Source organism: Streptomyces sp. NRRL WC-3626, assembly GCF_000718785.1.
Lineage (GTDB): Bacteria > Actinomycetota > Actinomycetes > Streptomycetales > Streptomycetaceae > Streptomyces > Streptomyces edwardsiae.
In genome coordinates, this window is sequence record NZ_JOCA01000011.1 from 52669 (window position 1) to 79214 (window position 26546).

Annotated in this window: 25 protein-coding genes and 1 riboswitch; of the genes, 8 read left to right on the forward strand and 17 right to left on the reverse strand. The window is 71.9% G+C overall.

Annotated features, from left to right (window positions below; all coding sequences use genetic code 11):
- Positions 1-154: 154 nt before the first annotated feature.
- Complete coding sequence (locus tag IF28_RS0118790; protein WP_030221472.1) at positions 155-589, forward strand: hypothetical protein; 435 nt, start codon at positions 155-157, stop codon at positions 587-589.
- A gap of 333 nt (positions 590-922) precedes the next feature.
- Here the strand turns inward: IF28_RS0118790 and IF28_RS0118795 are convergent, their stop codons facing one another.
- Positions 923-2098, reverse strand: a complete 1176-nt coding sequence (locus IF28_RS0118795) for an acyl-CoA dehydrogenase family protein (protein ID WP_030221475.1) — start codon at positions 2096-2098, stop codon at positions 923-925.
- Between the two features lie 337 nt (positions 2099-2435).
- On the opposite strand from IF28_RS0118795, the gene IF28_RS0118800 reads away from it, so the two are divergent.
- Positions 2436-3674: a glycoside hydrolase family 18 protein gene (locus IF28_RS0118800; RefSeq protein ID WP_030221479.1), complete on the forward strand. Its 1239-nt coding sequence runs from the start codon at positions 2436-2438 to the stop codon at positions 3672-3674.
- Between the two features lie 72 nt (positions 3675-3746).
- Here the strand turns inward: IF28_RS0118800 and IF28_RS0118805 are convergent, their stop codons facing one another.
- The 3 genes from IF28_RS0118805 to IF28_RS0118815 form a co-directional block, all read right to left on the reverse strand.
- Positions 3747-4403, reverse strand: coding sequence for a TetR/AcrR family transcriptional regulator (locus IF28_RS0118805; RefSeq protein WP_030221481.1), 657 nt, complete (start codon positions 4401-4403; stop codon positions 3747-3749).
- Positions 4404-4497: 94 nt separating this feature from the next.
- Positions 4498-4638 carry an SCO1431 family membrane protein gene (locus IF28_RS38690; protein WP_106982088.1) on the reverse strand — a complete coding sequence of 47 codons (141 nt, stop codon included), beginning with the start codon at positions 4636-4638 and terminating at the stop codon, positions 4498-4500.
- A gap of 142 nt (positions 4639-4780) precedes the next feature.
- On the reverse strand, positions 4781-6157 hold the full coding sequence (locus IF28_RS0118815; RefSeq protein WP_030221484.1) for a peptidase C39 family protein: 1377 nt from the start codon (positions 6155-6157) through the stop codon (positions 4781-4783).
- A gap of 201 nt (positions 6158-6358) precedes the next feature.
- Between IF28_RS0118815 and IF28_RS0118820 the strand changes: the two genes are divergently transcribed.
- Together IF28_RS0118820 and IF28_RS0118825 are read left to right on the forward strand one after the other, a co-directional pair.
- On the forward strand, positions 6359-7039 hold the full coding sequence (locus IF28_RS0118820) for a hypothetical protein (protein ID WP_051713791.1): 681 nt from the start codon (positions 6359-6361) through the stop codon (positions 7037-7039).
- A 428-nt stretch (positions 7040-7467) separates the two neighbouring features.
- Positions 7468-9330 carry an AAA family ATPase gene (locus tag IF28_RS0118825; protein WP_030221490.1) on the forward strand — a complete coding sequence of 621 codons (1863 nt, stop codon included), beginning with the start codon at positions 7468-7470 and terminating at the stop codon, positions 9328-9330.
- Positions 9331-9488: 158 nt separating this feature from the next.
- On the opposite strand, the gene IF28_RS0118830 is transcribed toward IF28_RS0118825, so the two are convergent.
- From IF28_RS0118830 to IF28_RS0118870, 9 genes are all read right to left on the reverse strand, one after another.
- On the reverse strand, positions 9489-10562 hold the full coding sequence (locus IF28_RS0118830; RefSeq protein WP_030221494.1) for a hemolysin family protein: 1074 nt from the start codon (positions 10560-10562) through the stop codon (positions 9489-9491).
- A complete protein-coding gene (locus tag IF28_RS0118835) occupies positions 10559-11890 on the reverse strand; it encodes a hemolysin family protein (protein ID WP_030221497.1) in 1332 nt (443 codons plus the stop codon). The genes IF28_RS0118830 and IF28_RS0118835 overlap by 4 nt, the downstream gene beginning before the upstream one ends.
- A 268-nt stretch (positions 11891-12158) precedes the next feature.
- A complete protein-coding gene (locus tag IF28_RS0118840; protein WP_030221500.1) occupies positions 12159-12620 on the reverse strand; it encodes a PH domain-containing protein in 462 nt (153 codons plus the stop codon).
- A 20-nt stretch (positions 12621-12640) separates the two neighbouring features.
- Positions 12641-13489, reverse strand: coding sequence for an ATP phosphoribosyltransferase (gene hisG / locus IF28_RS0118845; RefSeq protein WP_030221502.1), 849 nt, complete (start codon positions 13487-13489; stop codon positions 12641-12643).
- A gap of 47 nt (positions 13490-13536) precedes the next feature.
- Positions 13537-13809 carry a phosphoribosyl-ATP diphosphatase gene (locus IF28_RS0118850; protein ID WP_030221505.1) on the reverse strand — a complete coding sequence of 91 codons (273 nt, stop codon included), beginning with the start codon at positions 13807-13809 and terminating at the stop codon, positions 13537-13539.
- Between the two features lie 34 nt (positions 13810-13843).
- On the reverse strand, positions 13844-14329 hold the full coding sequence (ribH, locus tag IF28_RS0118855; protein ID WP_030221509.1) for a 6,7-dimethyl-8-ribityllumazine synthase: 486 nt from the start codon (positions 14327-14329) through the stop codon (positions 13844-13846).
- Between the two features lie 21 nt (positions 14330-14350).
- Positions 14351-15640: a bifunctional 3,4-dihydroxy-2-butanone-4-phosphate synthase/GTP cyclohydrolase II gene (locus IF28_RS0118860; RefSeq protein ID WP_030221512.1), complete on the reverse strand. Its 1290-nt coding sequence runs from the start codon at positions 15638-15640 to the stop codon at positions 14351-14353.
- A complete protein-coding gene (locus IF28_RS0118865; protein WP_030221515.1) occupies positions 15637-16281 on the reverse strand; it encodes a nicotinamide mononucleotide transporter family protein in 645 nt (214 codons plus the stop codon). The genes IF28_RS0118860 and IF28_RS0118865 overlap by 4 nt, the downstream gene beginning before the upstream one ends.
- Positions 16278-16892 (reverse strand): riboflavin synthase, encoded by a 615-nt coding sequence (locus IF28_RS0118870; RefSeq protein WP_030221518.1) that lies wholly within the window; start codon positions 16890-16892, stop codon positions 16278-16280. The genes IF28_RS0118865 and IF28_RS0118870 overlap by 4 nt, the downstream gene beginning before the upstream one ends.
- A gap of 145 nt (positions 16893-17037) precedes the next feature.
- Positions 17038-17168: riboswitch (FMN riboswitch) on the reverse strand.
- 355 nt (positions 17169-17523) lie between these two features.
- Between IF28_RS0118870 and IF28_RS0118875 the strand changes: the two genes are divergently transcribed.
- Entirely contained in the window at positions 17524-18279 is a 756-nt protein-coding gene (locus IF28_RS0118875) for an SDR family oxidoreductase (RefSeq protein ID WP_030221521.1), read from the forward strand.
- A 47-nt stretch (positions 18280-18326) separates the two neighbouring features.
- Here IF28_RS0118875 and IF28_RS0118880 read toward each other — a convergent pair whose 3' ends face one another.
- Entirely contained in the window at positions 18327-19544 is a 1218-nt protein-coding gene (locus IF28_RS0118880) for an ROK family transcriptional regulator (protein ID WP_030221523.1), read from the reverse strand.
- Between the two features lie 132 nt (positions 19545-19676).
- Here IF28_RS0118880 and IF28_RS0118885 point away from each other — a divergent pair, with 132 nt between their 5' ends.
- On the forward strand, positions 19677-20882 hold the full coding sequence (locus IF28_RS0118885; protein WP_030221526.1) for an MFS transporter: 1206 nt from the start codon (positions 19677-19679) through the stop codon (positions 20880-20882).
- Here IF28_RS0118885 and IF28_RS0118890 read toward each other — a convergent pair.
- Positions 20842-21300 (reverse strand): acyl-CoA thioesterase, encoded by a 459-nt coding sequence (locus IF28_RS0118890; protein ID WP_030221529.1) that lies wholly within the window; start codon positions 21298-21300, stop codon positions 20842-20844. The two genes, IF28_RS0118885 and IF28_RS0118890, sit on opposite strands and share 41 nt — an antisense overlap.
- A gap of 175 nt (positions 21301-21475) precedes the next feature.
- Between IF28_RS0118890 and IF28_RS0118895 the strand changes: the two genes are divergently transcribed.
- Positions 21476-22879 carry a uracil-xanthine permease family protein gene (locus tag IF28_RS0118895; protein WP_030221532.1) on the forward strand — a complete coding sequence of 468 codons (1404 nt, stop codon included), beginning with the start codon at positions 21476-21478 and terminating at the stop codon, positions 22877-22879.
- On the opposite strand, the gene IF28_RS0118900 is transcribed toward IF28_RS0118895, so the two are convergent.
- Positions 22861-23970: a glycoside hydrolase family 6 protein gene (locus IF28_RS0118900; protein WP_030221535.1), complete on the reverse strand. Its 1110-nt coding sequence runs from the start codon at positions 23968-23970 to the stop codon at positions 22861-22863. The two genes, IF28_RS0118895 and IF28_RS0118900, sit on opposite strands and share 19 nt — an antisense overlap.
- Before the next feature lie 173 nt (positions 23971-24143).
- Between IF28_RS0118900 and IF28_RS0118905 the strand changes: the two genes are divergently transcribed.
- Entirely contained in the window at positions 24144-24830 is a 687-nt protein-coding gene (locus IF28_RS0118905) for a DUF5995 family protein (protein ID WP_030221537.1), read from the forward strand.
- A gap of 10 nt (positions 24831-24840) precedes the next feature.
- Here the strand turns inward: IF28_RS0118905 and IF28_RS0118910 are convergent, their stop codons facing one another.
- Entirely contained in the window at positions 24841-26538 is a 1698-nt protein-coding gene (locus tag IF28_RS0118910; protein WP_030221539.1) for a flavin monoamine oxidase family protein, read from the reverse strand.
- Between the last annotated feature and the right edge of the window lie 8 nt (positions 26539-26546).

Consider the following 26546-nt stretch of genomic DNA (forward strand, 5'->3'; position numbering starts at 1 on the left):
CGAACATGGCGGCGGCATGTGCCGTGTGACGAACGCCACACCCCTGACGCACTCTCCGTGATGCTCCTGTGATTACCTCGGAGGGGGGACGGGAAGTGCTTGCTGTGGTCGAGGCCGCAGTGCCTTCACGGCCCAGCCCGAGGGGGAGAACCCAATGCAGAGTCTTAAGCGCCCTGGTCGTACCACGTCCAAGCGGCAGCAGCCGGTCATCGAGCTCGTTCCGGAGTACGTCGAACCCGACGCCACGGACGAGGAACTCGACGCCTACGACACCTTCGAGATGTACCGGGTCGTCTGCCCGGACTGCGCGCAGCCCATCGCCCTGCTCGCGGACGAGGACGTCCTGCCGGAGCACGCGCTGTGCGCCTCACCGTGGAACCCCTTCGGGCTCACGGTGTGCGCCGGCACCGGCCGCAGCGCCACCGAGGCGCGGCCGGCGGACGAGTCCGTCACCCCCCAGGAGCAGGACACCGCCCTGCTCCTGACGCTCCCTCAGGGACTCGACTGGCGCACCCAGCCGTTCTCGCACGTCGGCGGTCCGGGCTCGCGCCCGATCCGGGTCCCGGCGATGCGACAGCAGGCCGCCTGAGCACGACACCGGTACGGGGGCGGCGCGGTCCGCCGTCCCCGCCCGCGCGGGACACCCGCGAACGCACGTCCTGCCCCGGGGGCCGGTGACCGGCTCGGTCACCGCCGCGTTGCCCGGGTATGACGACCCCCACGTACTCGACGACCGGGCGTCAGCGCCATGTCTTCGTGCCGCCGCCCGTGGCGGCGGTCGTACCCGCGCCGCCACGGCTCCCGGATCCGCCGATCTACCGCGATCTGCTGCGGACCTGGGCCGACCGGGGCCGTATGCTGCCCGGCCGGCGGGATCCGGAGTGGACGCGGCTCGCCGCGCCCTGGCGCGGGCCCGACCGGTTCAGCGGGTCTCCGGCCCCGCGAGATGACGGGCGATGACCATGCGCTGGATCTGGTTGGTGCCCTCGACGATCTGCAGCACCTTGGCCTCGCGCATGTAGCGCTCGGCGGGGAAGTCGGCGGTGTAGCCGTAGCCGCCGAGGATCTGTACGGCGTCGGTGGTGACCCGCATCGCGGTGTCGGTGCAGTGCAGCTTGGCCATGGCCGCCTGCTTGGCGAACGGCCGTCCCGCGTCGCGCAGCCGGGCCGCCGCGAGGTACAGGGCGCGCCCCGCCTCGATCTGGGTCGCCATGTCGGCGAGCATGAAGCGCAGCCCCTGGAAGTCGGCGATGGGCCTGCCGAACTGCCGCCTCTCGGTCGCGTAGCCGAGAGCCTCGTCGAGCGCCGCCTGGGCGACGCCGATGGCGCAGGCGGCGATGCCGAGCCGGCCGCCGTCCAGTGCGGACAGGGCGATCGCGAAACCCTGCCCCTCCTCGCCGATCCGCCGCGCGTCGGGGACCCGGACGCCGTCGAGATGGACCTGGGCGGTGGGCGAGCCCTTCATGCCCATCTTCTTCTCCGGCACGGCGGCACTGAGCCCCTCCGCGTCACCGGGCACGAGGAACGCGGTGATGCCGCGCGGGCCCTCCTCGCCGGTGCGTGCCATGACCGTGTAGAAGTCGGCGACGCCGCCGTGGGTGATCCACGCCTTGGTGCCGGTGATCACCCAGTCTCCCCCGCCGTCCCGCACGGCCCTGGTGCGCAGGGATGCGGCGTCCGAGCCCGACGCGGGCTCGGAGAGGCAGTAGGCGCCGAGGAGGCCGCCGCCGAGCATCGCCGGCAGATGTTCCGCCCGCTGCTCCTTGGAGCCGAAGGACGCGAGCGCGTAGGAGGCCAGGGTGTGCACGCTGACGCCGAGACCGACGGTGAGGCGGGCCGCGGCGAGCTCCTCGAGCACCTGGAGGTAGACCTCGTACGGCTGGTCGCCGCCGCCGTACTCGGAGTCGTAGGGGAGGCCGAGCAGCCCGGACTCGGAGAGCAGGGTGAACAGCTCGCGGGGGAAGCGTTCCGCGGCCTCGTCCTCGGCCGCCTTCGGGGCGATCTCGTGCTGCGCGATGTCGCGGACGAGCGAGATCAGGTCCCGGGCCTCGTCCGTGGGCAGTTGCCGGTCCACCGGCTGCGGGGCGCGGTCGGGCATGGCGACGCTCTCCTCCCTGTTCGGGCACATCGGCGTGCGCCTTGGGTGGAGGCGGCCGCGCCGGGGTCGTATCGGTGCCGTGCCGATGCTCGCAGTTCCGGGTCTCGGAAGCTGCTGACCAGCGGCTGTGCGCTGTGAGTATGCCCGATCGGGTGCAGCAAGTCACTTGTTAACGACCGCTTACTCCGAGAAACCTTCACACCGCTCCCCGACGATCAAAATTGGTCCGCACCATTGACCCAACTGGTCTAGTCCTCCTAGGGTTTCGCTCCAACCCGAGTCACCGCGTTCATGCCAATCGACTCGTGTTCCCCTCCCCCCACGAGGAGACAACCGCATGCCATCCCCCCACCGCCCCCGCACCTGGCGGGCGCTCGTGTCCGCCGCCTGCGCCGCCGTGCTCGGCGCCGGACTGCTCGCCGGCGCGGGCACCTCGACCGCGACCGCCGCGACCTCGGCTCAGGAGGCCGCCGCCGGTTCCAAGGTCATCGGCTACTTCACCGAATGGGGCACCTACGACCGCAAGTACTACGTCAAGAACATCGACACGTCCGGCTCCGCGGCCAAGCTGACCCACATCAACTACGCCTTCGGCAATGTCACCGGCGGCAAGTGCGCGATCGGCGACTCCTACGCGGCCACCGAGCGCGCCTACACCGCCGCCGAGTCCGTCGACGGTGTCGCGGACACCTGGGACCAGCCGCTGCGCGGCACCTTCAACGAGCTGCGCGAACTGAAGAAGAAGCACCCCGGACTCAAGGTGCTGTGGTCCTTCGGCGGCTGGACCTGGTCCGGCGGCTTCGGCGAGGCCGCGAAGAACCCGGAGGCCTTCGCCCGGTCCTGCTACGACCTGGTCGAGAACTCGAAGTGGGCCGACGTCTTCGACGGCATCGACATCGACTGGGAGTACCCGAACGCCTGCGGCGCCACCTGTGACACCAGCGGCCGGGACGCCTTCGGGAACCTGATGTCGGCGCTGCGCACCACGTTCGGCGCCGACAACCTGGTCACCGCGGCGATCACCGCGGACGCCACCACGGGCGGCAAGATCGACGCGGCCGACTACGCGGGCGCCGCCCGGTACGTCGACTGGTACAACCCGATGACGTACGACTTCTTCGGCGCCTGGGACGCCACCGGGCCCACCGCTCCGCACTCGGCGCTCACCTCGTACGACGGCATCCCGAAGGCGGACTTCCACAGCGCGGCGACCATCGCGAAGCTCAAGGGCCTCGGCGTCCCCGCGTCCAAGCTGCTGCTCGGCATCGGCTTCTACGGCCGCGGCTGGACCGGCGTCACGCAGTCGGAGCCGGGCGGCACCGCGACCGGCCCGGCGGCCGGCACGTACGAGCCGGGCATCGACGACTACAAGGTGCTGAGGACCACGTGCCCGGCCACCGGCACGGTCGGCGGCACCGCGTACGCCAAGTGCGGCGGCGACTGGTGGAGTTACGACACCCCGGCCACCATCGCGACCAAGATGGCCTACAAGGACGAGCAGGGTCTGGGCGGCACGTTCTTCTGGGAGCTGAGCGGTGACACCGCGGACGGGGAGCTGATCAGGGCGATCCGGTAGGACCGCCCGAGGGGCCGGGGCGGGAGTTCCACGGGGGGGGGACTCCCGCCCCCGTCGCCGTCCGGGTCCGTCTCAGCCGTCGCGGCGGGCGGGCGCCGGGGCCGGGTAGGCGGGGTCCAGCTCCTCGATGGCGCGCATGGCGCCGCCGAGCGTCTTCACCAGCAGTTCTGTCATGGTCTCGCGGGTGAGTTCACCGCGGTCGATCCAGGCGAGCGCGGCACCCTCCACACTGCACACCCAGGCCAGCAGCCCCATCCGCGCCAACGGCGCGATGTCCGTACGGCCGTAGGCACCCTCGGCGATGGTCTCCACGATGGCCTCGCGCACCCCGTCACGGATGGCGTGCACCTCGGTGTCGAAGCCGACGCCGCCGCTGACGATCGCGCGGTAGGCGGCCTGATTGTGCTCGGCGTAGCGCAGATAGCTGTCGATGGTGCGGTGCACCCGCTCCACCGGCGGCAGTCCGGCGCCGCTCGCGGCGTACGTGACCAGACCGGCCACCGAGTCCTCGATGATCGCCAGGTAGTAGCCGCGCTTGGAGTGGAAGTAGTAGTAGATCAGCCCTTTGGCGACTCGCGCCTGGCGTGCGATGTCGTCCATGGAGAGCGCGTCGTACGACGTGTCCGCGAACAGGCTCCGCCCGATGGCGATGAGTTCGGCGCGGCGCGCCGACGAACGCTCGGTACCGCGCGCCGCGGGGCGTACGGCGGACTGCCGGCTGATGTTCAATGTCGACCCAGGTCTTCCTGCGGGCGGTGTGAAATCCCGCCGCAGTATGTCAGGTCAACCGGATGGCTCGAGCCGGGAGCCCCCTCACCTCGGGTTACAGCAGTCCCAGTTGGGTCACGAACATCGCGAGGACCGCGACGAGGGTCCATCCCATGACGTGCTCGAGGATCTTCGGGCCGTCCTCCCGGGGGCCGCCGGTGCGGGCGCGGGTGACGGTGGCGGTGTTCGCGGTCATGGCATCTCGCTGGTCTCTGTGGTGCGGTGGACTCCCCCTGCGACGCTGTCCACTTTCCCACCGTGAGCGCCTTTCGCGTCCGAGACATCGGTCACACGGCGGCGGGCCCCGGGACGACCCGGGGCCCGCCGTCCGGACCGGCTCAGCGCACGCCCACCGCCGCGAGCGCCTTGCGCTGGCGGGGGGTGGGACGGTCCGGGAAGTAGAGGTAGCAGACGCCACCCGTGCCGGAGGCGACCTTGCCGGAGGCGTTGTACCGCTTGGTCCGCAGCCAGATGTTCTCCCACTCGCGCCGCCGGTAGACCCGGCGCACGGCCTCGTTGTCGTCCGAGGCGGGGTCGTTGGCGATCACATCGCCGTCGGCGGTGAAGCCGATCACGGTCATCAGATGTCCGGAGGTGCCGTACCCCGCTCCGGTCAGCTCCTCCGCCAGGAAGGACTGGGACGTGATGGCCGGGATGCCGGCCGCGATCAGCGTCTCCAGATCGGTGAGGGAGCCGAGGCGGGTGACCACACCCTGGAGCCCGCGGAAGGTGGCCGCGTAGGCGGCGTTGAAGGGCCAGTTGCCGCAGCCCTCGTACTGGTGGTCGAACGTGTACCGGGCCGCGTGGCAGATCTGCGGGTCCGTGTAGGACGGATCGACCCAGGCGAGCTGCTTCTCGGTGAGCCGGCCGCCCCAGTACTCGATGATCATCTGCGAGGAGGTGGGGCTGCACCAGGCCTCGCCGCCGTTGTCGTACTCCGGGTACTGGCCCTTGTGGATCTCCTGCGAGTAGCGCGGGACGATCAGCTCCCTGGCGAGTCCGGGCTCGGAGGCGGGGACGGTGAACCGGTCGGGGACGTCGGAGCCCATCGCGCCGGCCCGCCACACGGTCGGGGTGAGCCGGGTGCCGGGGCGGCGGTGGAGGGTCAGGCGCAGCCGGTACGACGCCAGGCGCAGGCCGGAGGCCGCGTCGTCGACGGAGAACGTGTCCGTCCAGATGCTGCTCCTGCCGTCGCTCTGGTCGTCCACCGAGGTGCGCCGGATGTCCTGGTCGCCGGCGGCCCAGCGGCCCATGACGTACCAGGGGGTGTCCGTGCCGTCGGAGTAGGTGCCCTTGAGCTCGATCTGGAGCCAGGTGCCCTCGGGGGTGTGCGCGTTCCAGGAGGCGATGACCTCACTGGCCGGGACCTTGAGCCGGTGCACCGGCGAGGTCCAGGTCGCGTACTCCCAGGCGGCCGTGGTGCCGGTGTGCGGGTCGGTGTAGTCCGTGGTGCCGGAGGGCCTCGCGATCACCAGTCCCGGGCGGGCGCCGGCGACGGCACGGGTCCCGTCGGCGGTACCTCCGCGCCAGTCGGTGTACGAGGTCCAGGCCCGGTTGTCGACGGGGCGGGCGGCACTCCCGCCGCCGGGGGCACCCCCTGCCGGGGTTGCGGTGGTCGGGGTGCCGGCGGACGCCGGGCCCGCGCTCCCCGCGACGGCGGCGACGACCGCCGCGGCCAGGAGGGTTCTGCGGGACGGCAGTTCGGCTCTGCTCATGGGTGGAGGACCCCCAGGTGTCGGAGTCGGGACGGGACCGGTGCACGGCCCGCCGGACGCGGTGCGCGTCCGCCGGGGTGGAACGGGTGTGCGCCAACTATGGACGCAGCCGGGCGGATCCTGCCAGCACCCCGGCCGGTGCCGCGCCCACCAACATCGGACTCGACCAATGACGGGACCTGCGGCGACCGCACCGGCCCGGTGCCCGCCGGGGACCTAGAGTGCTGCGGTACGCCCTGCCCCCTCCCCCTGGAGCCGGCCATTCACGATCTCGCCTCCCGCATCCTCGGGCTCGCCCCCTCCTGCGGCCCGGTCCGGCTCGTCGGTGTCGACGGGCACGCCGGCTCGGGCAAGTCGACGTTCGCCGGGCGGCTGGCCGAGGCGCTGGACGGCGCCCCGGTGCTGCGGCTGGACGACATCGCCAGCCACGCGGAACCGTTCGGCTGGACCGGGCGGCTGCGCAGCCAGGTGCTCGAACCGCTCGCCCGCGGCGAGACCGCGCGGTACTCGCCCTACGACTGGCGCGCCCGCCGCTTCGGACCGCCCCGCCCGCTGCCGCCGGCCCCCGTGGTCGTCGTGGAGGGCGTCGGCGCGGGCCGACGGGCCCTGCGCCCGTATCTGGCGCTGCTGCTGTGGATGGACCTTCCCCGGGAGGAGTCCTGGTCACGGGGACGGGCCCGGGACGGCACGGAGCAGCGGGAGTTCTGGGACGGGTGGGTACGCGCGGAGCGCGAGCACTTCGCCGGCGACCCCTCGCGCCCCTTCGCGGGGCTGCTGGTGCGGCAGCGCCCGACGGGCTACGAGCTGCTTCCCGGGCCGGCGGGGACTGCTGAATCACCCCCTCCGCTCACTCAGGGTGACGGGCCACCCGCGATGTGGTGATCCGGTGAAGACGCGTCCCGGACAAGTTGCCGGAGTACCCCAACTCCGCTTGACCGAGGGCGCGTACAGGTCTTACGTTCTCAATGTGCGGCCCTTCGGAGCCGCCCGCGGACACGAAGCCCCCGGTTGTTCCCCCGTGATCGGGGGCTTCGTTCTGCCCTCTTCGCACCTTTCGGACGCCCAGCGGCATATGACGATCACCCAGGGTCACCGCACGCCGTCCCCGCTCCCCCTCCCACCTCGCCGTTCGGCATGCCGGGCACCCTACGGACGTACCGCCCACGCGGGTACGATGCCCTCGGTGCGACCTACGGACATTGCTTCGCGCACCTTGCAACTCCGGTCCGCGGCACAGCGGTTCGACCTACGGGAGCCGACGGACGAGGGCCGGCCGGTGACCGACGGGGGCACGGTTTGTGGGGGACGTGATGGACTTCGGCACGCAGGGCCCGCAGGCCCCGGCCGACCTCGCCTGGCTGCGGGGCGTGGACGCCTACACCATGGGCGCCTATCCGCAGGCGGAGGAGGAGTTCCGGGCCGCCGTACGGATCGATCCGGGGATGGCCGACGGCTGGCTCGGGCTGCACGCGCTGCGCGTCGACACGACGGCCGCGCTGCTGCGGATGTTCCGGCACCGGGAGCGCTTCGGCGAACAGCGCACCCGGCACGGCCGCACCCTCAACTCCTGGTACTGGCTCGGCTGGTGGGTGCAGCCGGTGCTGGAGAGCCCCCGCGATCTGCTGCTGGCGCACGCCTCCCACTGGCTGGACGGACGCCACGTCCCCGAACTGGACCGGGCGCTCGCCGGACTGCCCCCGGTGGACGCCGATCCCCAGGTCCGCTTCCTGCACGCCTGCCGCGCCTACCTGGTCAAGGACTGGGAGCAGCTGGTCCGGCGCACGGACTCCCTGGTCGACGACCCGATGCTGGGCATCGAGGCCGGCCTGTTCGGCGGGATGGCCCGGGTGCGGCTGGAGATGTACGGGCAGGCCGAACCGCTGCTGTCGGCGGCGCTGATGCGGTGCCGCAGCGAACAGCCGCAGCGCAAGGAGCTGCGCTACTGGCTGGCCCGCGCCCACGAGGGCACCGGCCGCAGCGCCGCGGCGCTCCCCCTGTACCGGGCCGTGCACCGGGTCGATCCGGCGTTCATGGACACCTCCGCGCGGCTGGCCGCGATCGCCGAGGGCGACGGGTACGACGACGACTCCGGCCTCGCGGCGATCACGCTCACGGGGGCCGGGCAGGACATGGTGGACGGCCCCGACCTGCTCGACCCGCTCTTCGGCACCGAGGGCCGCGATCTCCGGCTCCCCGACCTCGATCCCCCGCCGGGTCCGCTGCCGCCGGTCGCCCCCGCGGGCGTACGGCAGCGGACCGGCGCCGGGACGTCGCCGCTGCCGACCGGGCCGACGGATTCCGCCCTACTGGAGGAGGCGCTCGCCGAACTGGAGCGCATGGTGGGCCTGGAACCGGTGAAGCGGCAGGTCAAGGCGTTGTCGGCGCAGCTGAACATGGCGCGGCTGCGGGCCGGGCAGGGACTGCCGGTACAGCCGCCGAAACGCCACTTCGTGTTCTCGGGGCCGTCGGGCACGGGGAAGACGACGGTGGCCCGCATCCTCGGCCGGGTCTTCTACGCCCTCGGGCTGCTCGGCGGTGACCATTTGGTGGAGGCGCAGCGGGCGGATCTGGTGGGCGAGTATCTCGGGCAGACCGCGGTGAAGGCCAATGAGCTGATCGACTCCGCGCTCGGCGGGGTGCTGTTCGTGGACGAGGCGTACTCGCTGTCCAACTCCGGGTACGGCAAGGGGGACGCGTACGGGGACGAGGCGCTGCAGGTGCTGCTGAAGCGGGCGGAGGACAACCGGGATCACCTGGTGGTGATACTCGCGGGGTATCCGGAGGGGATGGACCGGCTGCTGACCGCGAACCCCGGGCTGTCGTCGCGGTTCACCACACGGGTGGACTTCCCCTCGTACCGGCCGCTGGAGCTGACCTCGATCGGGGAGGTGCTGGCGGGGGAGAACGGGGATGTGTGGGACGAGGAGGCGCTGGACGAGCTGCGGTCGATCGCCGGGCATGTGGTGGACCAGGGGTGGATCGACGAGCTGGGGAACGGGCGGTTTCTGCGGACGCTGTACGAGAAGAGCTGTGCGTATCGGGATCTGCGGTTGTCGGGGTATCCGGGGGTGCTGAGCCGGGACGATCTGGCCACGTTGCGGCTGCCGGATCTGATGCAGGCGTACGGGGAGGTGCTGTCGGGGCGGGGACCGGCGGACCCACCGGGGCTTTGAGCCCCGGCGGGGTTGCCGTGTCACGGGGCCGTGAGGTCCCGGTGCGGCCGTCCGCGGGGGTGGGTTCGCGCTCGCCCCGCTGGAGGGGGTGTCGCCGCGCCCACCGGTGCCGCCACAGCGGCACGACCGCCCGCAGTCGGACGGGCGGGTGCCAGTAGTCAGGCCAGGGCGTTCTCCTGGTCGCCGCTCGGTCTTGGGTGGGTGAGGGTCACTTCTCGGTGGGCGGGGTCCCGGACCTCTCCCACCAGGAGTTCCAGGACGTCTTCCAGGGCCACCAGGCCCAGGACCTTGCCGGACGGGCCGGCGACCTGGGCCAGGTGGGTGGCGGCCCGGCGCATCACCGTGAGGGCGTCGTCCAGGGGGAGTTCGGGCCGCAGGGTCGTCATCGGGCGCCACAGGTGCTGCGGGACTGCGCGGTCGGAGTCCTCCAGGTCCAGTACGTCCTTGACGTGCAGGTAGCCCATGAAGGGCCCCCCGTCCGCGGCCACCGGGAAGCGGGAGTACCCGGTTCGGGCGGTCAGCTCGACGATCTGCCCCGGGGTGACCGCGGGCGTGACCGTCACCAGCGACTCCCGGCCGAGCAGGACGTCCGTCACCGGGCGCGAACCCAGCTCCAGCGCGTCCTCCAGCCGCTCGGCCTCCTCGGGGTCGAGGAGACCGGCCTGGCCGGAGTCCTCCACCAGCCGGTTGAGCTGCTCGCTGGTGAAGACGGCCTCGACCTCGTCCTTCGGCTCGACGCGGAACAGCCGCAGGATCGCCTGCGCGCAGGCGCCGAGCGCGATCGTGACCGGCTTGCACAGGCGGGCGAACCAGACGAGTCCGGGGCTCAGCCACAGCGAGGCCTTCTCGGGGGCCGCCATCGCCAGGTTCTTCGGGACCATCTCGCCGATGACGAGGTGGAAGAAGACGACCGCGGCGAGCGCGATGACGTAGCCGAGCGGGTGGATCATGCCGTGCGGCAGCTGCATCCACTCGAAGACCGGCTCCAGCAGCCGGGCGACCGTCGGTTCGGCGACCGCGCCCAGGGTCAGCGAGCAGACGGTGATGCCGAACTGGGCGGCCGCCATCATCTGCGGCAGATGCTCCAGGCCGTACAGCACCTGGCGGGCGCGGGTCGTGCCGAGCGGTTCGATCTGGCTGCGGCGTACCGAGACGAGCGCGAACTCGGCGCCGACGAAGAAGCCGTTGGCGAGCACGAGCAGCGCGGCGAAGAGGAGTTGCAGCAGGCTCATCCGGCCACCTCCACGAGCGGCAGCGGGGCCGTCCTGACCAGACGGACGCGTTCGGCGCGGTAGTGGCCGACGCTGCGCACCGACAGGCGCCAGCCCGGCAGTTCCGCGTGGTCGCCGACGGCCGGGATCCGGCCGAGCAGATCGGCGACGAGGCCGGCGACCGTCTCGTACGGGCCCTCGGGCGCTTCCAGGCCTATGCGGAGCAGGATGTCGACCCGGACTCCGCCGTCCACGTCCCAGGCGGGGTTGCCGTCCTCGGGCGGGGCGGGGGCGAGTTCGGGGACGTCCAGTCCGTCGTGCTCGTCGCGCACCTCGCCGACGATCTCCTCGACGATGTCCTCCAGGGTGACGACGCCGGCCGTGCCGCCGTACTCGTCGACGACGACCGCGATGGGCTGCTCGCTGCGCAGCCGGGTGAGCAGCGGCCGTACGGGGAGGGTCTCGGGGACGAGCAGCGCCGGGCGGGCGATACGGCCCACGGGGGTGCGCAGCCGGTCGCGCACGGACACCGCGAGGGCGTCCTTGAGGTGCACCATGCCGACGATCTCGTCGATCCGCTCCCGGTAGACGGGGAAGCGGGACAGTCCGGTGGCCCGGGTCAGGTTGACCACGTCCTCGGCGGTCGCCGAGGAGTGCAGGGCGCTGACCTTCACGCGCGGGGTCATGACGTGCTGTGCGGTGAGTTCGCCGAGGGACAGGGTGCGGACGAAGAGGTCCGCGGTGTCCTGTTCCAGGGCGCCGGCCCGGGCCGAGTGCCGGGCCAGGGAGACGAGTTCGCCGGGGGTGCGGGCGGAGGCCAGTTCCTCGGTGGGCTCGATGCCCAGGGACCGCACCAGCCGGTTCGCCACGGCGTTCAGCCCGGCGATGACCGGGCGGAACAGCCGGGCGAACCCGTGCTGCGGGCCGGCCACGAAGCGGGCGACCTGCAGCGGGCGGGAGACGGCCCAGTTCTTGGGCACGAGTTCGCCGATCACCATCTGCACGGCGGAGGCGAGCAGCATGCCCACGACCACGGAGACACCGGAGACGGCGCCCCCGGGGACGCCGATGCCGGTGAAGGGGCCGCGCAGCAGGCCGGCGAGCGCCGGTTCGGCGAGCATGCCGACGACGAGGGAGGTGATGGTGATGCCGAGCTGGGTGCCGGAGAGCTGGAAGGACAGCTCCCTGAGCGACTCGACGACACGTCGGGCGCGCCGGTCGCCGGCCGCGGCGGCCCGTTCGGCGTCCGGTCGCTCGACGGTGACCAGGCCGAACTCGGCGGCCACGAAGAAGCCGTTGGCCAGGATCAGCAGGAAGGCGGCTGCGAGGAGCAGCAGGGGGGTGGTCATGATGCCGCCGCCTCCGCATGCGCGCGGACCGCTGGGAGCGGGTCGGCGCTATGTCGGCAGGGGGCGGCGCAGGTACTACAGGACGATCCGTCCATCGCCGGAGAGGGTCACTCCTCGGGTAGCTGGAGCCCCTGGGCTCCGGGCGGGGCGGCAGGGGCGGAGGCGCTGTCGGCGCGCCTCCGCACACCAGATTAATCAAGACAAGGGCGACTGCGGCAGGTGGAGGTGCCGGACGCTTCCCGGAGCGGGTCCCAAAAGCGCCCCTGAGTCAGTTCCCGGGTGCCTCGGGTCCGGCGCTGGAGCGCGTCTCGGCGAGTGCCCGCAGAGCCCTCGCGTCGGCGATGGCCTGCTGTTTGGCGATGCCGGGCTGGATGCCGAGCGCGGGCAGGCTGGTGCCGTCGCTGAGGTCGAGGAAGACCCAGGGGTCACCGGGACGGAGGTTCACCCGGAGGATCTCCGCCCAGTCCAGGCGGCGCCGGCTCACGATGTTGACGACGGTGACGCCGCTCTCGTCGGCGACGACCTTCGGGCGGGCGAGCAGGAACAGCACGCCGGCCAGCAGCGCGGCGGTGAACACGAAACTGATCCGCTCCCCCCCGCTGAGCTGCTCCAGCAGCAGCGCGATCAGCGTGATGACCACGAAGAGCGCGACGCCGGCGGTGAGCAGCACCGCGCGGGTGCGGCCGGGGCGGAACGTGACGGGCAGCTGGGCCGGGGTGGCGTCCGACATGGTGGTGGTCCGGGTCCCGGTCAGAGGCGGCAGGCGTGGATGGCCGTGGTGAGGATGGCACGGGCGCCGATGTCGTACAGATCGTCCATGATCCGCTGGGCCTCCTTGGAGGGGACCATGGCGCGGACGGCGACCCAGCCCTCGTTGTGCAGCGGGGACACGGTCGGGGACTCGAGGCCCGGGGTGAGGGCGACGGCCTTCTCGAGCTGTTCGACGCGGCAGTCGTAGTCCATCATCACGTACGTCCGGGCGACGAGGACGCCCTGGAGGCGGCGCAGGAACTGCCGCACCTTGGGTTCCTCGCCGTCCGCGCCGGTACGGCGGATGACGACGGCCTCGGACTTCATGATGGGCTCGCCCACCACCTCGAGTCCGGCGTTGCGCAGCGAGGTGCCGGTCTCGACGACGTCCGCGATGACCTGGGCGACACCGAGCTGGATGGCGGTCTCGACGGCGCCGTCGAGGTGGACGACGGAGGCGTCGACGCCGCCGTCGGCGAGGTGTGCGGCGACGATGCCCTCGTAGGAGGTGGCGATCGTCTTGCCCGTCAGGTCCGCCAGGCTGTCGATGGTGCCGGGCTTGGTGGCGTAGTGGAAGGTGGAGCGGGCGAAGCCGAGGGGGAGGATCTCCTCGGCGTCGGCGCCGGAGTCGATCAGCAGATCGCGGCCGGTGATGCCGATGTCGAGCTGCCCGGAGGCGACGTAGATGGCGATGTCGCGGGGGCGGAGGTAGAAGAACTCGACCTCGTTGGTCGGGTCGACGGTGCGCAGTTCCTTGGATTCGCGGCGCTGCCGGTAGCCGGCCTCATGCAGCATCTCCCCCGCGGGGCCTGACAGGGAACCCTTGTTGGGGACGGCGATGCGCAGCATGAGGTCGGCTTCCTTCGTGTGGTGGGTGGTGTGGCGGGGGTGGGGATCTACAGGTGGGCGTAGACGTCGTCGAGGGAGATGCCGCGGGCGACCATCATCACCTGGACGTGGTACAGCAGCTGCGAGATCTCCTCGGCGGCCGCCTCCTTGCCCTCGTACTCGGCGGCCATCCAGACCTCGGCGGCCTCCTCGACGACCTTCTTGCCGATGGTATGGACGCCCTTGCCCACCAGTTCGGCGGTGCGGGAGGTGGCGGGATCGCCGTGGGCGGCCTTGTGCTGGAGCTCGGTGAAGAGCTCCTCGAACGTCTTCTTGGACATGGTGGTCCTCACCCTACGCGCTGACGGGGTCTGCTCACCGCCAGGGTTCGGATACTGAACGCAGGCAGGCCGCGGTCGCCACCGCCGCGGTGACGGCCTCGTGCCCCTTGTCCTCGCTGGAGCCGGGCAGTCCGGCGCGGTCGAGGGCCTGCTGCTCGTCGTCACAGGTGAGCAGGCCGAATCCGACGGGGACGCCGGTGTCGACCGAGACCTGGGTGAGGCCCTGGGTGACGCCCTGGCACACGTAGTCGAAGTGGGGTGTGCCGCCCCGGATGACGACGCCGAGGGCGACGACCGCGTCGTAGCCCCGGCCGGCCAGGACCTTGGCGACGACGGGGAGTTCCCAGCTGCCGGGGACCCGGAGCAGGGTCGGTTCGTCGATGCCGAGGTCGTGCAGGGCGCGCAGGGCGCCGTCGACCAGTCCGTCCATCACCTTCTCGTGCCACTGTGCGGCGATGACGGCGACCCGCAGGTCGCCCACGTCGCGTACGGACAGTTCCGGTGCACCCTTGCCGCTCACGTCTCTCCTCGGTCGTTCTCGTTACTGGTTGCCGCAGGCGGGCACGGTCGGCGTGTCCAGCCAGGGCAGGTCGTGGCCCATCCGGTCCCGCTTGGTGCGCAGGTAGCGGAGGTTGTGCTCGCCCGCGGTGACGGGCATCGGCTCACGGCCGGTGACCTCGATGCCGTGGCGGACGAGCGCGTCCGACTTGTCGGGGTTGTTGGTCATCAGGCGGACGCTGCGGACGCCGAGGTCGGCGAGGATCTGCGCGCCGGCGCCGTAGTCGCGGGCGTCGGCGGGCAGGCCGAGTTCGAGGTTGGCGTCGAGGGTGTCCCGGCCGCGTTCCTGGAGTTCGTAGGCGCGCAGTTTGGACATCAGGCCGATGCCGCGCCCTTCGTGGCCGCGCAGGTAGACGACGATGCCCCGGTCCTCGGCCTGGACGCGGTCCAGGGAGGCGTCGAGCTGGGGGCCGCAGTCGCAGCGCTGGGAGCCGAAGATGTCGCCGGTGAGGCATTCGGAGTGGACGCGGACGAGGACGTCCTCGCCGTCCGCGATGTCGCCGTGGACGAGGGCGACGTGTTCGACGCCGTCGGCGGTGGAGCGGTAGCCGTATGCGGTGAAGACGCCGTGGGAGGTGGGCAGCCGGACCTCGGCCTCGCGGCGGACGGTGGGTTCGGCGGAGCGGCGGTAGGCGATCAGGTCCGCGATGGAGATGATCGTCAGGCCGTGCTTGCGGGCGAACGGGATCAGTTCGGGCAGCCGCAGCATGGTGCCGTCCTCGCCGGCGATCTCGACGATGGCGCCGGCCGGGCGCAGTCCGGCGAGGCGGGCGAGGTCGACGGCGGCCTCGGTGTGGCCGTCGCGCACGAGGACGCCGCCGGGGCGGGCGCGCAGCGGGAAGACGTGGCCGGGGCGGACGAGGTCGGCCGGTTCGGCGGTGCCGCCGGCGAGCAGCCGGAGCGTGGTGGCGCGGTCGGCGGCGGAGATTCCGGTGGTCACGCCGTGGGCGGCGGAGGCGTCGACGGAGACGGTGAACGCGGTCTTCATGGACTCGGTGTTGTCGTCGACCATCTGCGGGAGGCGCAGCCGGTCCAGTTCACCGCCCTCCATGGGGGCGCAGATCAGACCGCGGCACTCGCTCATCATGAAGGCGACGATCTCGGGGGTGGCCTTCTCGGCGGCGATGACGAGGTCGCCCTCGTTCTCGCGGTCCTCGTCGTCGACGACCACGACGGGGCGGCCGGCCGCGATGTCGGCGATGGCCTGCTCGACGGGGTCGAGGGTGAGGTCCTCGGCGCCTTCGGTGCTGTAGAGGATCGGTGCCGCGGTCATGCGGGGGCTCCCTTCAGGGCGGGCCGCGCGTCCTCGCGGGAGCGCAGCCACCAGTCGCGCATGCCCCACAGGACGAGCGCGCCGTAGATGACGTAGACGAAGCCGGAGAAGGCGAAGCCGTTGGCGAAGTTCAGGGGGACGCCGACGAGGTCGACGAGCAGCCAGGCGAACCAGAACTCGACCATGCCGCGGGCCTGGGCGTACATGGCGACGACGGTGCCGACGAAGATGTACGCGTCCGGCCAGGCATCCCAGGACAGGGACGGGTAGAGGGTGAACAGCCCGCCGACCGCGAGGGTGCCGACGGCGGCGGCGCCCACGAGGAGAACGCGTTCGCGGTTGGTCGCGAACCGTACGGCGACGGAGCCGTCCTGGGCCTGCCCCCGGCCGCGGTTCCACTGCCAAAAGCCCCAGGCGGCGACGAGCATGACGACGACCTGCTTGCCGGCGCTGCCGGAGAGGTGGGCGGTGGAGAAGGCGGCGAAGAGAACGAGCCCGGAGACGAACTGGGCGGGCCAGGTCCAGATGGACCGGCGCCAGCCGAGGGCGAGGGCGATCAGCCCGATCACGTTGCCGATCATGTCCGACCACTTGATGTGCTGGTCGAAGAGGGTGAACGCCTCGGAGTTGAGCCAGTTCACCGGGCCGTCCCCTCACCGACGGCGCGGTCGCCGAGCATCCGCTCGACGTACTTGGCGATGACGTCCACCTCGAGGTTGACCGGGTCGCCGGGCTGCTTGATGCCGAGCGTGGTCAGGGCGAGGGTGGTCGGGATCAGGCTGACGGTGAAGAAGTCGGCCGCGGCGTCGACGACGGTGAGGCTGATGCCGTCGACGGTGATGGAGCCCTTCTCCACGACGTAGCGGGAGAGGTCGGCGGGGAGGGAGATCTTCACGATCTCCCAGTGCTCCGACGGCTCGCGTCCGAGGATCTCGCCGGTGCCGTCGACGTGTCCCTGCACGATGTGGCCGCCGAGGCGGGAGCCGACGGCCGTGGGGCGTTCGAGGTTGACGCGGGAGCCGATGGCGAGGGCGCCGAGGCTGGAGCGCTTCAGGGTCTCGGCCATGACGTCGGCGGTGAACTCGTCGCCTTCGTGTTCGACGACGGTGAGGCAGACGCCGTTGACGGCGATGGAGTCGCCGTGCTTCGCGCCTTCGGTGACGACGGGGCCGCGCAGCCGGAAGCGACAGGCGTCGTCGAGGTTCTCGACGGCGGTGATCTCGCCCAGCTCTTCGACGATTCCGGTGAACACTTCCCGGGTCCTCCTGCCTCTTCGGGCACGGACTCCGGGGCTGTCGATGACGACAGAAACCGCGGGTGAGGACACCGGGAGCGACGCCGGACAGGGTCCGCCTCGACGGCGAACCGGTACGGCGGCGCGCATGGATGCCCGCCCGCCGCGCACTGCCTCCCATCCGGACTTTAACCGTCGGTCCAGGAATTTCACCTGGTCAACCGGCCGCTGGAGGCGACCGGGTCGCGGACTGTAACCGCCGGTTCGGACTTTCACCGACCCCGGAGTGCGCTGCTACTGGTACAGGGCCAGTGTGCCACGGCCGGCCGCCCTCCATACGGGCGATGGGTGTGGAGTGGCTCACAAGGGGTGACACGGGCGCTGCCGTGCGTGGTGCGGGGGCAACTCCCCTACCGTGCCCCGCCCTTGTTGGTCCATACCTATTGACCACTGTGGTCTAGTCCATTTAATGTCGGCGCCGACTCCTGGCGAGCACCACAGACCGGCCCGGCGGCGGTGAAGACGGCCCTTGCCCGCCGCCGGGTCCCACCATGCCCGGATGCGCCCGGTGCCGGACCCGGCGAAGCTGGATCCCGTACGGGGCGGGTCGGCCGATCCGTCCCGCCGGTGTCCGAAGGGACGGCACGACATGACCACGATCCTGGTGACCGGCGGCACCGGCACGCTCGGCCGGCATGTCGCCGAACGGCTGCGCACGGACGGGCACGAGGTGCGGGTGCTCAGCAGGCACAGCCGTCCGTACGCCGTCGACCTGCGGGAAGGCGGGGGTGAGCTCGGCGCCGCCGTCACGGGCGTGGACACGATCGTGCACTGTGCGACGTCCGCCCGCGGTGGCGACGAGACGGCCGCGCGGAATCTGATCGCGGCGGCGCGGCGGGCCGGGGTGGGGCACCTGGCGTACATCTCGATCGTGGGTGTCGACCGGGTGCCGTACGGCTACTACAAGTCCAAGCTCGCCGTGGAGCGGCTGGTGGAGGAGTCGGGGCTGGGCTGGACGGTGCTGCGTGCGACCCAGTTCCACGATCTGGTGTTCAGGGTTCTGCGGGGGATGGCGAAGCTGCCGGTCGTGCTGCTGCCGGCCCGGGTGAAGGATCAGCCGGTCGATGTACGGGAGGTGGCGGAACGTCTGGCCGAGCTGGCGCAGGGGGCGCCGGCGGGGCGGGTCGACGACATGGGCGGTCCCGAGATCCGCACGTTCGACTCCCTGGCTCGCGCGTATCTGAAGGCGGCGGGGCGGCACCGGCCGGTGGTCAAGGTGCCGCTGCGCGGGGCGGCCTACGACGCGTTCCGTACCGGCCATCACCTGGCTCCGCACCATGCGGTGGGCAGGGCGACGTTCGACGAGTACCTGACGTCCCACGTCGCCCGGCCGGCAGCTCGCTGAACCCCGGGGGGTTCGCCCCCCCGGCGCCCCGCCCCGGACCCCGCTCCTCAAGCGCCGGAGGGGCTGGATTTCCGCCCGGGGGCGGCTCCCCCGGGGCCGAACAGCTCATCCTGCGCACGGTCCCGTGCCGTGAGCAGCGCCCCCCGCAACACCGCCCCACCCCCCAGACCGCTGGCCCGCACATCCGCCGGCAGGGGCGACATCGCGGCCAACCGCTCCCGCACCCGCCCGGCCAGTGCCTCTCCCCCGGCCTGCCCCACCTCGCCCCCCAGCACCACGTGCCCGGGATCCAGCAACGCGACCAGCGAGGCGACCCCGACGGTGACGCGAGCGGCCAGCGCGTCGAGAAAACGCGCCCCCGCGGCACCGGGCACATCCGCCGCGACAGCCGCACGGACCACCCCCGCCGGTGAATCCTCGGGCTCCGTCACCACCCCGTGGGACTCCGCCAGTCGAGCCACCGCTTCCGCCCCCACCAGCGAGTGGAACCCGCCCTCGCAGTCGGTGGCCGACGGCAGCCCACTCGTACCCGGCACCGGCAGGAACCCGATCTCCCCCGTACCCCCGGACGCCCCCCTGCGCAGAACGCCGTCGAGGATCACCGCGGCCCCGGTGCCATGCCCCAGCCACAGCAGGACGAAGGTGTCCCGCCCCCGCGCCGCCCCGTCCCGCTGCTCGGCCAGCGCCGCGAGGTTGGTCTCGTTCTCCACACTGACCCGGGCCTCGGGAAGCCGCTCCTGAAGGGCGGCGACCAGCCTCCGGTGCCACTCGGGCAGCCCCGTCGAATCGCGCAGTTCACCGCTCGCGGGATCGATCAGCCCGGGCGCGCCGATCCCGACGGTGTGCAGCCGGTCCGCCCCCGCTTCCTTCAGGGTCCGCTCGACCAGGTTGACCGCCTGTTCGACCGCCGGTCCGGTGCCCGCGTCGCCGGTGATGGGCAGGGCGGCCTCGGCCAGTACCTCGCCGACGAGGTCCGACACCAGCACGGCGACGCCCTCCGTGCGGACGTCCAGCGCGGCCAGGTGGGCCCGGTCGGCGACGATGCCGTACAGCTTGGCGTTGGGGCCGCGCCGCTGTTCCCCCGCCTCACCGACCATCCCGATGAGGCCGGCCGCGGTGAGCCGCTCGACGAGGTCGGCGACGGTCGGCCGGGACAGCCCGGTGAGCTGCTTCAACTGCCCTGCGGTCAGCGGGCCTTCCTGCTGGAGCAGACGCAGGGCGAGCCGGTCGTTGAGGGCTCTGGCGGTGCTCGGTGATGCGGCCATGCCGGGATCCTTCCAGATCGGCGGGACCGGTCGGCGCCTGCTCGGCCGCCGGTAACCCCTTATCTTTCAGGCAGGGTTCCTGATAGTTTACGGCGGCGCGTGCGGAGAGCGGCGACCGGGAGGGGCGGGACGATGAGCGCAGTGGTCCATAAGCAGCACGAGGTGAGACGGGCGCGGTACGCCGTCGGCGCCGTGTTCGCCGTGCACGGCGCGGTCACCGGCTCGTTCGCCACCCGCGTCCCCTGGATCCAGGAGCACGCCGGGGTCAGCGCCGGGCAGTTGGGGCTCGCGCTCGCCTTCCCCGCGCTCGGCGCGTCCCTCGCGATGCCGCTCGCGGGCAGTATCAGCCACCGCTTCGGCGCCCGCGCGGCGCTGCGCGGACTGATCGCGCTGTGGACGCTGGCGCTGATCCTGCCGTCGGTCGCCCCGAACCTGCTGACCCTCTGTCTGGCCCTGTTCGTCTACGGCGCCACGGCCGGTATGTCCGACGTGGCGATGAACGCGCTGGGCGTGGAGGTGGAGAACCGGCTCGACAAGTCGATCATGTCCGGGCTGCACGGCATGTGGAGCGCCGGCGCGCTGATCGGTTCGGCGGCCGGCACGCTCGCCGCCCACATCGGCGCGGACGCCCGGCTGCACCACACGCTCGCGGCGGCGGTCCTGACGGTGGCCGGTGTGACCGCCTGCACCTGGGTGCTGGACCTGCAGTCCGCCGAGGACGAGGAGCCGCCGCCCCGGTTCGCGCTGCCGCCCCGCTCCGCGCTGCTGATCGGCGCGATCGGCTTCTGCGCGGTGTTCGCGGAGGGCGCGAGCCTGGACTGGTCGGCGGTCTATCTGCGGGACCAGCTGGAGACCTCGGCCGGTCTCGCGGCGGCCTGCACCACCGGTTTCACGCTCACCATGGCGATCGCCCGGATCGCCGGGGACCATGTGGTGGACCGCTACGGCGCCGTGCGCACGGTCCGCGCGAGCGGTGTCGTCGCCGTCCTCGGCGGACTGCTGATCGTGTTCGCCGAGCACCCCGTGCCGGCGATGGGCGGGTTCGCGCTGATGGGGCTCGGTATCGCGGTGGTGGTGCCGCTGTGCTTCGCCGCCGCCGGCCGCAGCGGCGCCAACCCGAGCCTGGCCATCGCGGGTGTCGCGACCATCACCTACACCTCGGGTCTGATCGCCCCGAGCGCGATCGGCCTGCTGGCCCAGGCGACCAGCCTGATGGTGTCGTTCGTCCTGGTCACGGTGCTGTCGTGCGGCATCGCCGGCTTCGCGAGCGTGCTGCGCGCGGGAGACCGTACGAAGATCACCCGGCCGGACGCAGCAGTTCCCGACCCGCGTCCCTGAACGCCTCGCTCCAGGGCGCCGGGCGCAGGGTCGCCGCGTCCAGCCGCACCAGCACCCGGCTGCCCCGCGCGTAGGTCACCGTCCCGTCCTCGGAGCAGAACCGGAAGCCGTACGTCAGTCCGGTCCTGCCGAGGCGCTCCAGCCACAGGTGGACGGCGTACGTGCCGGCGCGGGTGACCGGGGCCTCGTAGCCGATGCGCAGTTCACGGACCGCGTTGCACGCGTCGCCGGCCGCGGCCCAGTCGCCCTCGAAGCGGATGCCCTTCTCCTGCCACAGCTCCGTCCACGCCCGCTCGACGAGCAGCGGATAGCGGGCGTTGTGCAGCAGGCCCAGCGCGTCGAGGTCGTCGAAGTGGACGGTCACGGGGATCAGCCGGCCGTGGTGCAGGGCGGGGGCGAGCGGGGCTTCGGCGGTCACGGGTGGGACTCCTGGGACGTACGGGATGAGTGCCGCATACATCGAACAGCGGCGCGCCCTCATCCTAAGCAGACGCTCAGCACGCCCGTCCGGGCCCGCCCACCTGTACGAAGCACCGCCGCCCAGCCCTCACAATGGTCCGGACACGCTGCACATACGACGAAAGCGACAGCCCATGGATCTCGGCGTCCGGTGGAAACTGCACGGCGACGGACGCACTCCGGCCCCCGGAGCGGTGGTCCGCCCCGACGAACGGCTCTCCTGGCCCCGCACCGCGGGTCTGGGCGCCCAGCATGTCGTGGCCATGTTCGGGGCGTCCTTCGTGGCCCCGGTACTCATGGGTCTGGACCCCAACCTGGCGATCATGATGTCGGGTGTCGCGACCGTCGTCTTCCTGCTGGCCACGCGCGGCCGGGTGCCCAGTTATCTCGGCTGCTCGCTGTCCTTCGTCGGTGTCGCCGCGGTCATCCGGGCCGACGGCGGCTCCAGCGCCACCGTCACCGGCGCGGTGTTCGTGGTCGGCGGCGCGCTGTTCCTGGTGGGTCTGGCGGTACGGCGGTTCGGCGCGCGGATCATCCACGCCGCGATGCCGCCGATCGTGACGGGCGCGGTGGTGATGCTGATCGGCTTCAACCTGGCGCCGGTGACGGCCTCCACGTACTGGCCGCAGGACCAGTGGACCGCCCTGTTCGTGATGCTGTTCACCGGTCTGGCCGTGGTCTGTCTGCGCGGCTTCTGGTCCCGGATCGCGATCTTCCTCGGGCTGGTCTTCGGTTACGCCCTGTCCTGGGCGCTGGACCGGATCTTCGGGCGGATCCACTCGGCGGACGCCGGCGGCAGGATCACCGACCACTGGCGGCTTGACCTGTCCGGAGTGGGCAAGGCGGACTGGATCGGTCTGCCGACGCTGCACGGACCGTCTTTCGAGTGGTCGGCGATCCTGGTCGCCCTGCCGGTGGTCATCGCGCTGATCGCCGAGAACGCCGGGCATGTCAAGGCGGTCGGCGAGATGACCGGCGACAACCTCGACGACAAGCTGGGCACTGCCATCTCCGCCGACGGTGTCGGCTCGATGCTGTCCACCGCGGTCGGCGGCCCGCCCAACACCACCTACTCCGAGAACATCGGCGTGATGGCCGCGACCCGGGTCTACTCCACGGCCGCGTACTGGGCCGCCGCCGGTTTCGCCCTGCTGTTCGGTCTCTGCCCCAAGTTCGGCGCGGTCGTGGCCGCCATCCCGGGCGGGGTGCTCGGTGGGATCACGGTCATCCTGTACGGCATGATCGGCCTGCTCGGCGCCCAGATCTGGATCAACGCCAAGGTGGATCTGCGCAATCCGCTGAATCTCGTACCGGCCGCGGCGGGCATCATCATCGGCGTCGGCAATGTCTCGATCGAGTTCACCGACACCTTCTCGCTGAGCGGCATCGCGCTCGGCACGCTGGTCGTCATCACCGGCTACCACGTGTTGCGCGCCTTCGCGCCCGCCCACCTCAAGACGCAGGAGCCGCTGCTCGACGAGGGCACGTCCTCCTACGACACGGGCGGCGACGGGGACGGTCAGCGCGCCAGGTCGTAGGCGTACGACGGGGTGAAGGTGCCCGGCTCCCCCTTGCAGCCGTCGGACTCCCCCGGGAGTTTCACCCACAGGTAGGCGTCGATGCCGGCCTCGCCGGTGCTGAGCGTCGGGGCGTGGCCGATCCTGCGGCCGGCGGGGTCGCACCATTCGCCGTCGGCCGGGGCGCCGTTGCCGTTGCGGCTGGTGTCGATCACGGCGCCGAGGCCGGGCGGTCCGTCGAGGGCGTCGAGCACGGCACGGTCGTAGGCGGCCTCGGCGGCGGTGGCGTGGAAGTTGGAGACGTTGCTGAACACCCCGTCGGAGGAGGCGGCCGAGGCGGCACCGGCCTGCCGCAGCAGGGCGGCCTGCTCGGCGGGCGTGCGCCAGCCGGAGTGCCCCGCGTCGAAGTAGACCCGGGCCCTCGGGTCGGCGTCCTTGAGCACCCGGCCGGCACGGGCCAGCGAGGCGAAGCGGTCGGCGCGCTCACCGGCGGACAGGCACCCCGACTGGGCGATCGCGTCGGGCTCCAGGATCACGATGACCTCGGCTCCGCCCAGTCCCGCGGCGAACCGGTCGATCCAGTCGTCGTAGGCGGCCAGATCCGGCGCCCCGCCCTCGGAGTACCCGCCGCAGTCCCGGTCGGGCACGGCGTACGGCACGACCACGGGCACCCGGCCCTGGGCCGCGCCTCCCGACACCACGGCACGCACCCGGGACGTGATCGTGTCCGGGGAGTAGTCGGCGAACCACACGGCGGCCGGCCGCCCGGCGATCCGGGACTCGATGACCGCACGGCGCGGGTCGTCGGGATGGTCCCGCACCCAGTCCAGGACCTGCGAATCAGGATGGCGGTACAGCCCCGTGGACGCGGGAACGGCCTGCCGCTCCTTCTTCGCCGTCCTGGACGGCGACGCCTCCGGACTCGCCTCGACCCTCGGACTCACCGTGGCGGAAGGCGAACCGGACGGCGACGGCTCGACCGGCGGTGATGCCGGCCGTGGCGAGGAGGTCACCACGGGCCGCGCCTCGTCGGGTCCCCCTCCCCCACCGGCCGCCGACAGCATCCCCGTGACGGTGCCGACGGCGACCACCACGGAGGCGGCCGCGACCATCGCGCCGCGCCGGACGGCCCGCCGTCCCTCGGCCTTGCGCGCGGACACCCGCCGGGCACGCGAGCCTGACACCGTACCGCTCCCCCTCCCCCACGACGGGCGCGTTCCCCCGTTCCGGGGATGCGCCGGGCCCGCCGCCACCGGGGTCAGCCTAAAGGTGCGACTCTGCGCTCATGGCGCAATGCGAACAAGTCGTCACGCTCGTGGACGGGGTCATCTCCCGTATGCGCGCCCTGGAGGCGGCCCTGCCCGCGCGGGACGGGGTCGCCGTCTTCAACCGTGTCTACCTCGCCGTCACACAGGCCGTGGACCGGCACCTCGACGCGGGCGGGTTCCCGGACGCGCGGGCGGCGATCACGCTGGACGTGCGCTTCGCGGAGCGCTATCTGGCGGCCGTGGACACGGTACGAGAGGGGCGGCCGCCACCGGCCTGCTGGCGCCCGCTGTTCCAGTTCCGCCACCACCCGGACGTACGTCCGGTGCAGTTCGCCCTCGCGGGCATCAACGCCCACATCGGCCACGATCTCGCCCTCGCCGTCGTGGACACCTGCCGTACGCTCGCCTGCGAACCCGTCGATCTGGAGGACGAGTTCGACGGCGTGGGCGAACTGCTCCTCTCGCTGGAGGAGCGCATCCGCGAGGAGTTGACGCCGGGCCCCGAACTGCTGCGGATCACCGACCCGTTGATCCATCTGCTGGGTGCGTGGAGCCTGGAACGCGCCCGGGACGCGGCCTGGACGGCGGCCCGCGCGCTGTGGGCGCTGCGCGGACTGCCGGAGATCGCCGGGGAGTTCACCGAACGCCTGGACACGGCGGTGGGGTTCGCCGGCCGTATGCTGCTCACCCCGCTGCCGGACTGACCCGGCGGGATCAGTCCTCGGGGAGTTCGACCGGGGCGATCTCGTCGTAGAGGTCGCCGGGGCCCGGGTTGGTCGGGTCACTCTCGCCGCCGAAGTGGTGCATGACGCCCCACACCGCGTTCAGCGCGGTCTGGACGGCGCCCTCGGCCCAGCCCGCCGTCCAGGAGATGTCGTCGCCGGCGAGGAAGATGCCGCGCTTGTCCTCGGGCAGCGCCTCCTGCATGAAGTGCGTGAACAGCCGCCGCTGGTAGCGGTAGTGGCCGGGCAGGTTGGCCTTGAACGCGCCCATGAAGTAGGGCTCGTTCTCCCAGGAGACCGTCACCGGGTTGCCGATGACGTGCTTGCGGATGTCGACCTTGGGATAGATCTCGCCGAGCGACTTCAGCATGACCTCCATCCGCTCGTTCGCGGACAGCGGCAGCCACTTCAGGCTGTCGTCGCACCAGGTGTAGGAGAGACAGATGACGGCGGGCCTGTCCGGGCCGTCGTCCAGCAGATACGTCCCGCGGGTCATGCGGTCGGTGAGCGTCATCGACATGACGTCCCGCCCGGTCTCCTCGTCCTTGTCCAGCCAGAAGGGCCGGTCGACGGGCACGAAGAGCTTGGAGCTCTCCATGTAGTGGGTGCGCTCGATGGCGGTCCAGTGGTCGATCGGGAACAGCGAGTCGTCGCAGGCGATCTTGGACAGCAGCATCCAGGACTGGGCGGTGAAGACCGCGGCGGCGTACGTACGGATGTCGCCGCCGGCGTCCGTCACGGTGATCCGGTTGCCGGCGGTGCGGTTGAGCCGCGTCACCGCGGGACGGGGCTCACCGCCCTCGTGCAGACCGGCCAGCGAGGTGCCGTAGGGCCAGTGGACGATCTTCTCCGGCTCACGCTCCCAGAGCCGCAGCGGCAGCTGCTGCGAACCACCGACGATGCCGCGGTGGTGGTCGTCGGCCTCGGTGTAGACGACGCGGAGGATCTCCAGGATCGAGTTGGGGAAGTCGGTGTCCCACCCGCCGGTGCCGAAGCCGACCTGCCCGAAGATCTCGCGGTGCCGGAAGGACTTGAACGCCTCGGAGTCGCAGAGGAAACCGTAGAAGGTCTGGTTGTCGAGCTGCTCGACCAGCTTCGCCCAGATCTCGCGGATCCGCGGCACGTCCCGCTCGCGCAGGGCGCGGTTCATGTCGGAGAAGTCGGCACCCTCCTCGAGGCACTTCGCCCAGGCGTCGGCGACGTCCCGGTAGACCTGGGGCAGATCGTCGAGGGTCTCGGCGTAGTGCGACTCGCCCTTGAGGTCGACGACGGTCGAGGGCGTCGCCTCGGACAGCGGGTTGGGAAAGGCCCGGGTCTCCAGTCCCACCAGGTCGATGTAGTGCTGGAGCGCGGTGGACGACGGCGGAAACCGCATGGCGCCCATCTCGGCCGTCAGGGACGGATCACACCCCTCGAACCCCACGGTCCGCAGCCGCCCGCCGATCCGGTCGGCCTCGTACACGACCGGCTTGAGCCCCATCTTCATCAGCTCGTACGCGGCGATGACGCCGGACAGTCCACCGCCGATCACGGCGACCTCGGCGCCGTGCTCGGTCGCCGGGACCTGCCCGAGCCCGGCGGGGTGGGCCAGGAAGTCGTCGTACGCGTACGGGAAGTCCGGGCCGAACATGGTGATCGGCGGCTGCTGCGCGTCGGCGTGCTCGATCGCGTTGGGCACGGTGGACGTCATGGGGTACG

Bases quoted from the DNA above. Each gene is read 5' to 3' on its own strand.
- IF28_RS0118790 (WP_030221472.1), top strand. From the start codon at position 155: ATGCAGAGTCTTAAGCGCCCTGGTCGTACCACGTCCAAGCGGCAGCAG.
- IF28_RS0118795 (WP_030221475.1), bottom strand. From the start codon at position 2,098: ATGCCCGACCGCGCCCCGCAGCCGGTGGACCGGCAACTGCCCACGGAC.
- IF28_RS0118800 (WP_030221479.1), top strand. From the start codon at position 2,436: ATGCCATCCCCCCACCGCCCCCGCACCTGGCGGGCGCTCGTGTCCGCC.
- IF28_RS38690 (WP_106982088.1), bottom strand. From the start codon at position 4,638: ATGACCGCGAACACCGCCACCGTCACCCGCGCCCGCACCGGCGGCCCC.
- IF28_RS0118815 (WP_030221484.1), bottom strand. From the start codon at position 6,157: ATGAGCAGAGCCGAACTGCCGTCCCGCAGAACCCTCCTGGCCGCGGCG.
- IF28_RS0118825 (WP_030221490.1), top strand. From the start codon at position 7,468: ATGGACTTCGGCACGCAGGGCCCGCAGGCCCCGGCCGACCTCGCCTGG.
- IF28_RS0118830 (WP_030221494.1), bottom strand. From the start codon at position 10,562: ATGAGCCTGCTGCAACTCCTCTTCGCCGCGCTGCTCGTGCTCGCCAAC.
- IF28_RS0118835 (WP_030221497.1), bottom strand. From the start codon at position 11,890: ATGACCACCCCCCTGCTGCTCCTCGCAGCCGCCTTCCTGCTGATCCTG.
- IF28_RS0118840 (WP_030221500.1), bottom strand. From the start codon at position 12,620: ATGTCGGACGCCACCCCGGCCCAGCTGCCCGTCACGTTCCGCCCCGGC.
- hisG (WP_030221502.1), bottom strand. From the start codon at position 13,489: ATGCTGCGCATCGCCGTCCCCAACAAGGGTTCCCTGTCAGGCCCCGCG.
- IF28_RS0118850 (WP_030221505.1), bottom strand. From the start codon at position 13,809: ATGTCCAAGAAGACGTTCGAGGAGCTCTTCACCGAGCTCCAGCACAAG.
- IF28_RS0118860 (WP_030221512.1), bottom strand. From the start codon at position 15,640: ATGACCGCGGCACCGATCCTCTACAGCACCGAAGGCGCCGAGGACCTC.
- IF28_RS0118875 (WP_030221521.1), top strand. From the start codon at position 17,524: ATGACCACGATCCTGGTGACCGGCGGCACCGGCACGCTCGGCCGGCAT.
- IF28_RS0118880 (WP_030221523.1), bottom strand. From the start codon at position 19,544: ATGGCCGCATCACCGAGCACCGCCAGAGCCCTCAACGACCGGCTCGCC.
- IF28_RS0118885 (WP_030221526.1), top strand. From the start codon at position 19,677: ATGAGCGCAGTGGTCCATAAGCAGCACGAGGTGAGACGGGCGCGGTAC.
- IF28_RS0118895 (WP_030221532.1), top strand. From the start codon at position 21,476: ATGGATCTCGGCGTCCGGTGGAAACTGCACGGCGACGGACGCACTCCG.
- IF28_RS0118900 (WP_030221535.1), bottom strand. From the start codon at position 23,970: ATGGTCGCGGCCGCCTCCGTGGTGGTCGCCGTCGGCACCGTCACGGGG.
- IF28_RS0118905 (WP_030221537.1), top strand. From the start codon at position 24,144: ATGGCGCAATGCGAACAAGTCGTCACGCTCGTGGACGGGGTCATCTCC.
- IF28_RS0118910 (WP_030221539.1), bottom strand. From the start codon at position 26,538: ATGACGTCCACCGTGCCCAACGCGATCGAGCACGCCGACGCGCAGCAG.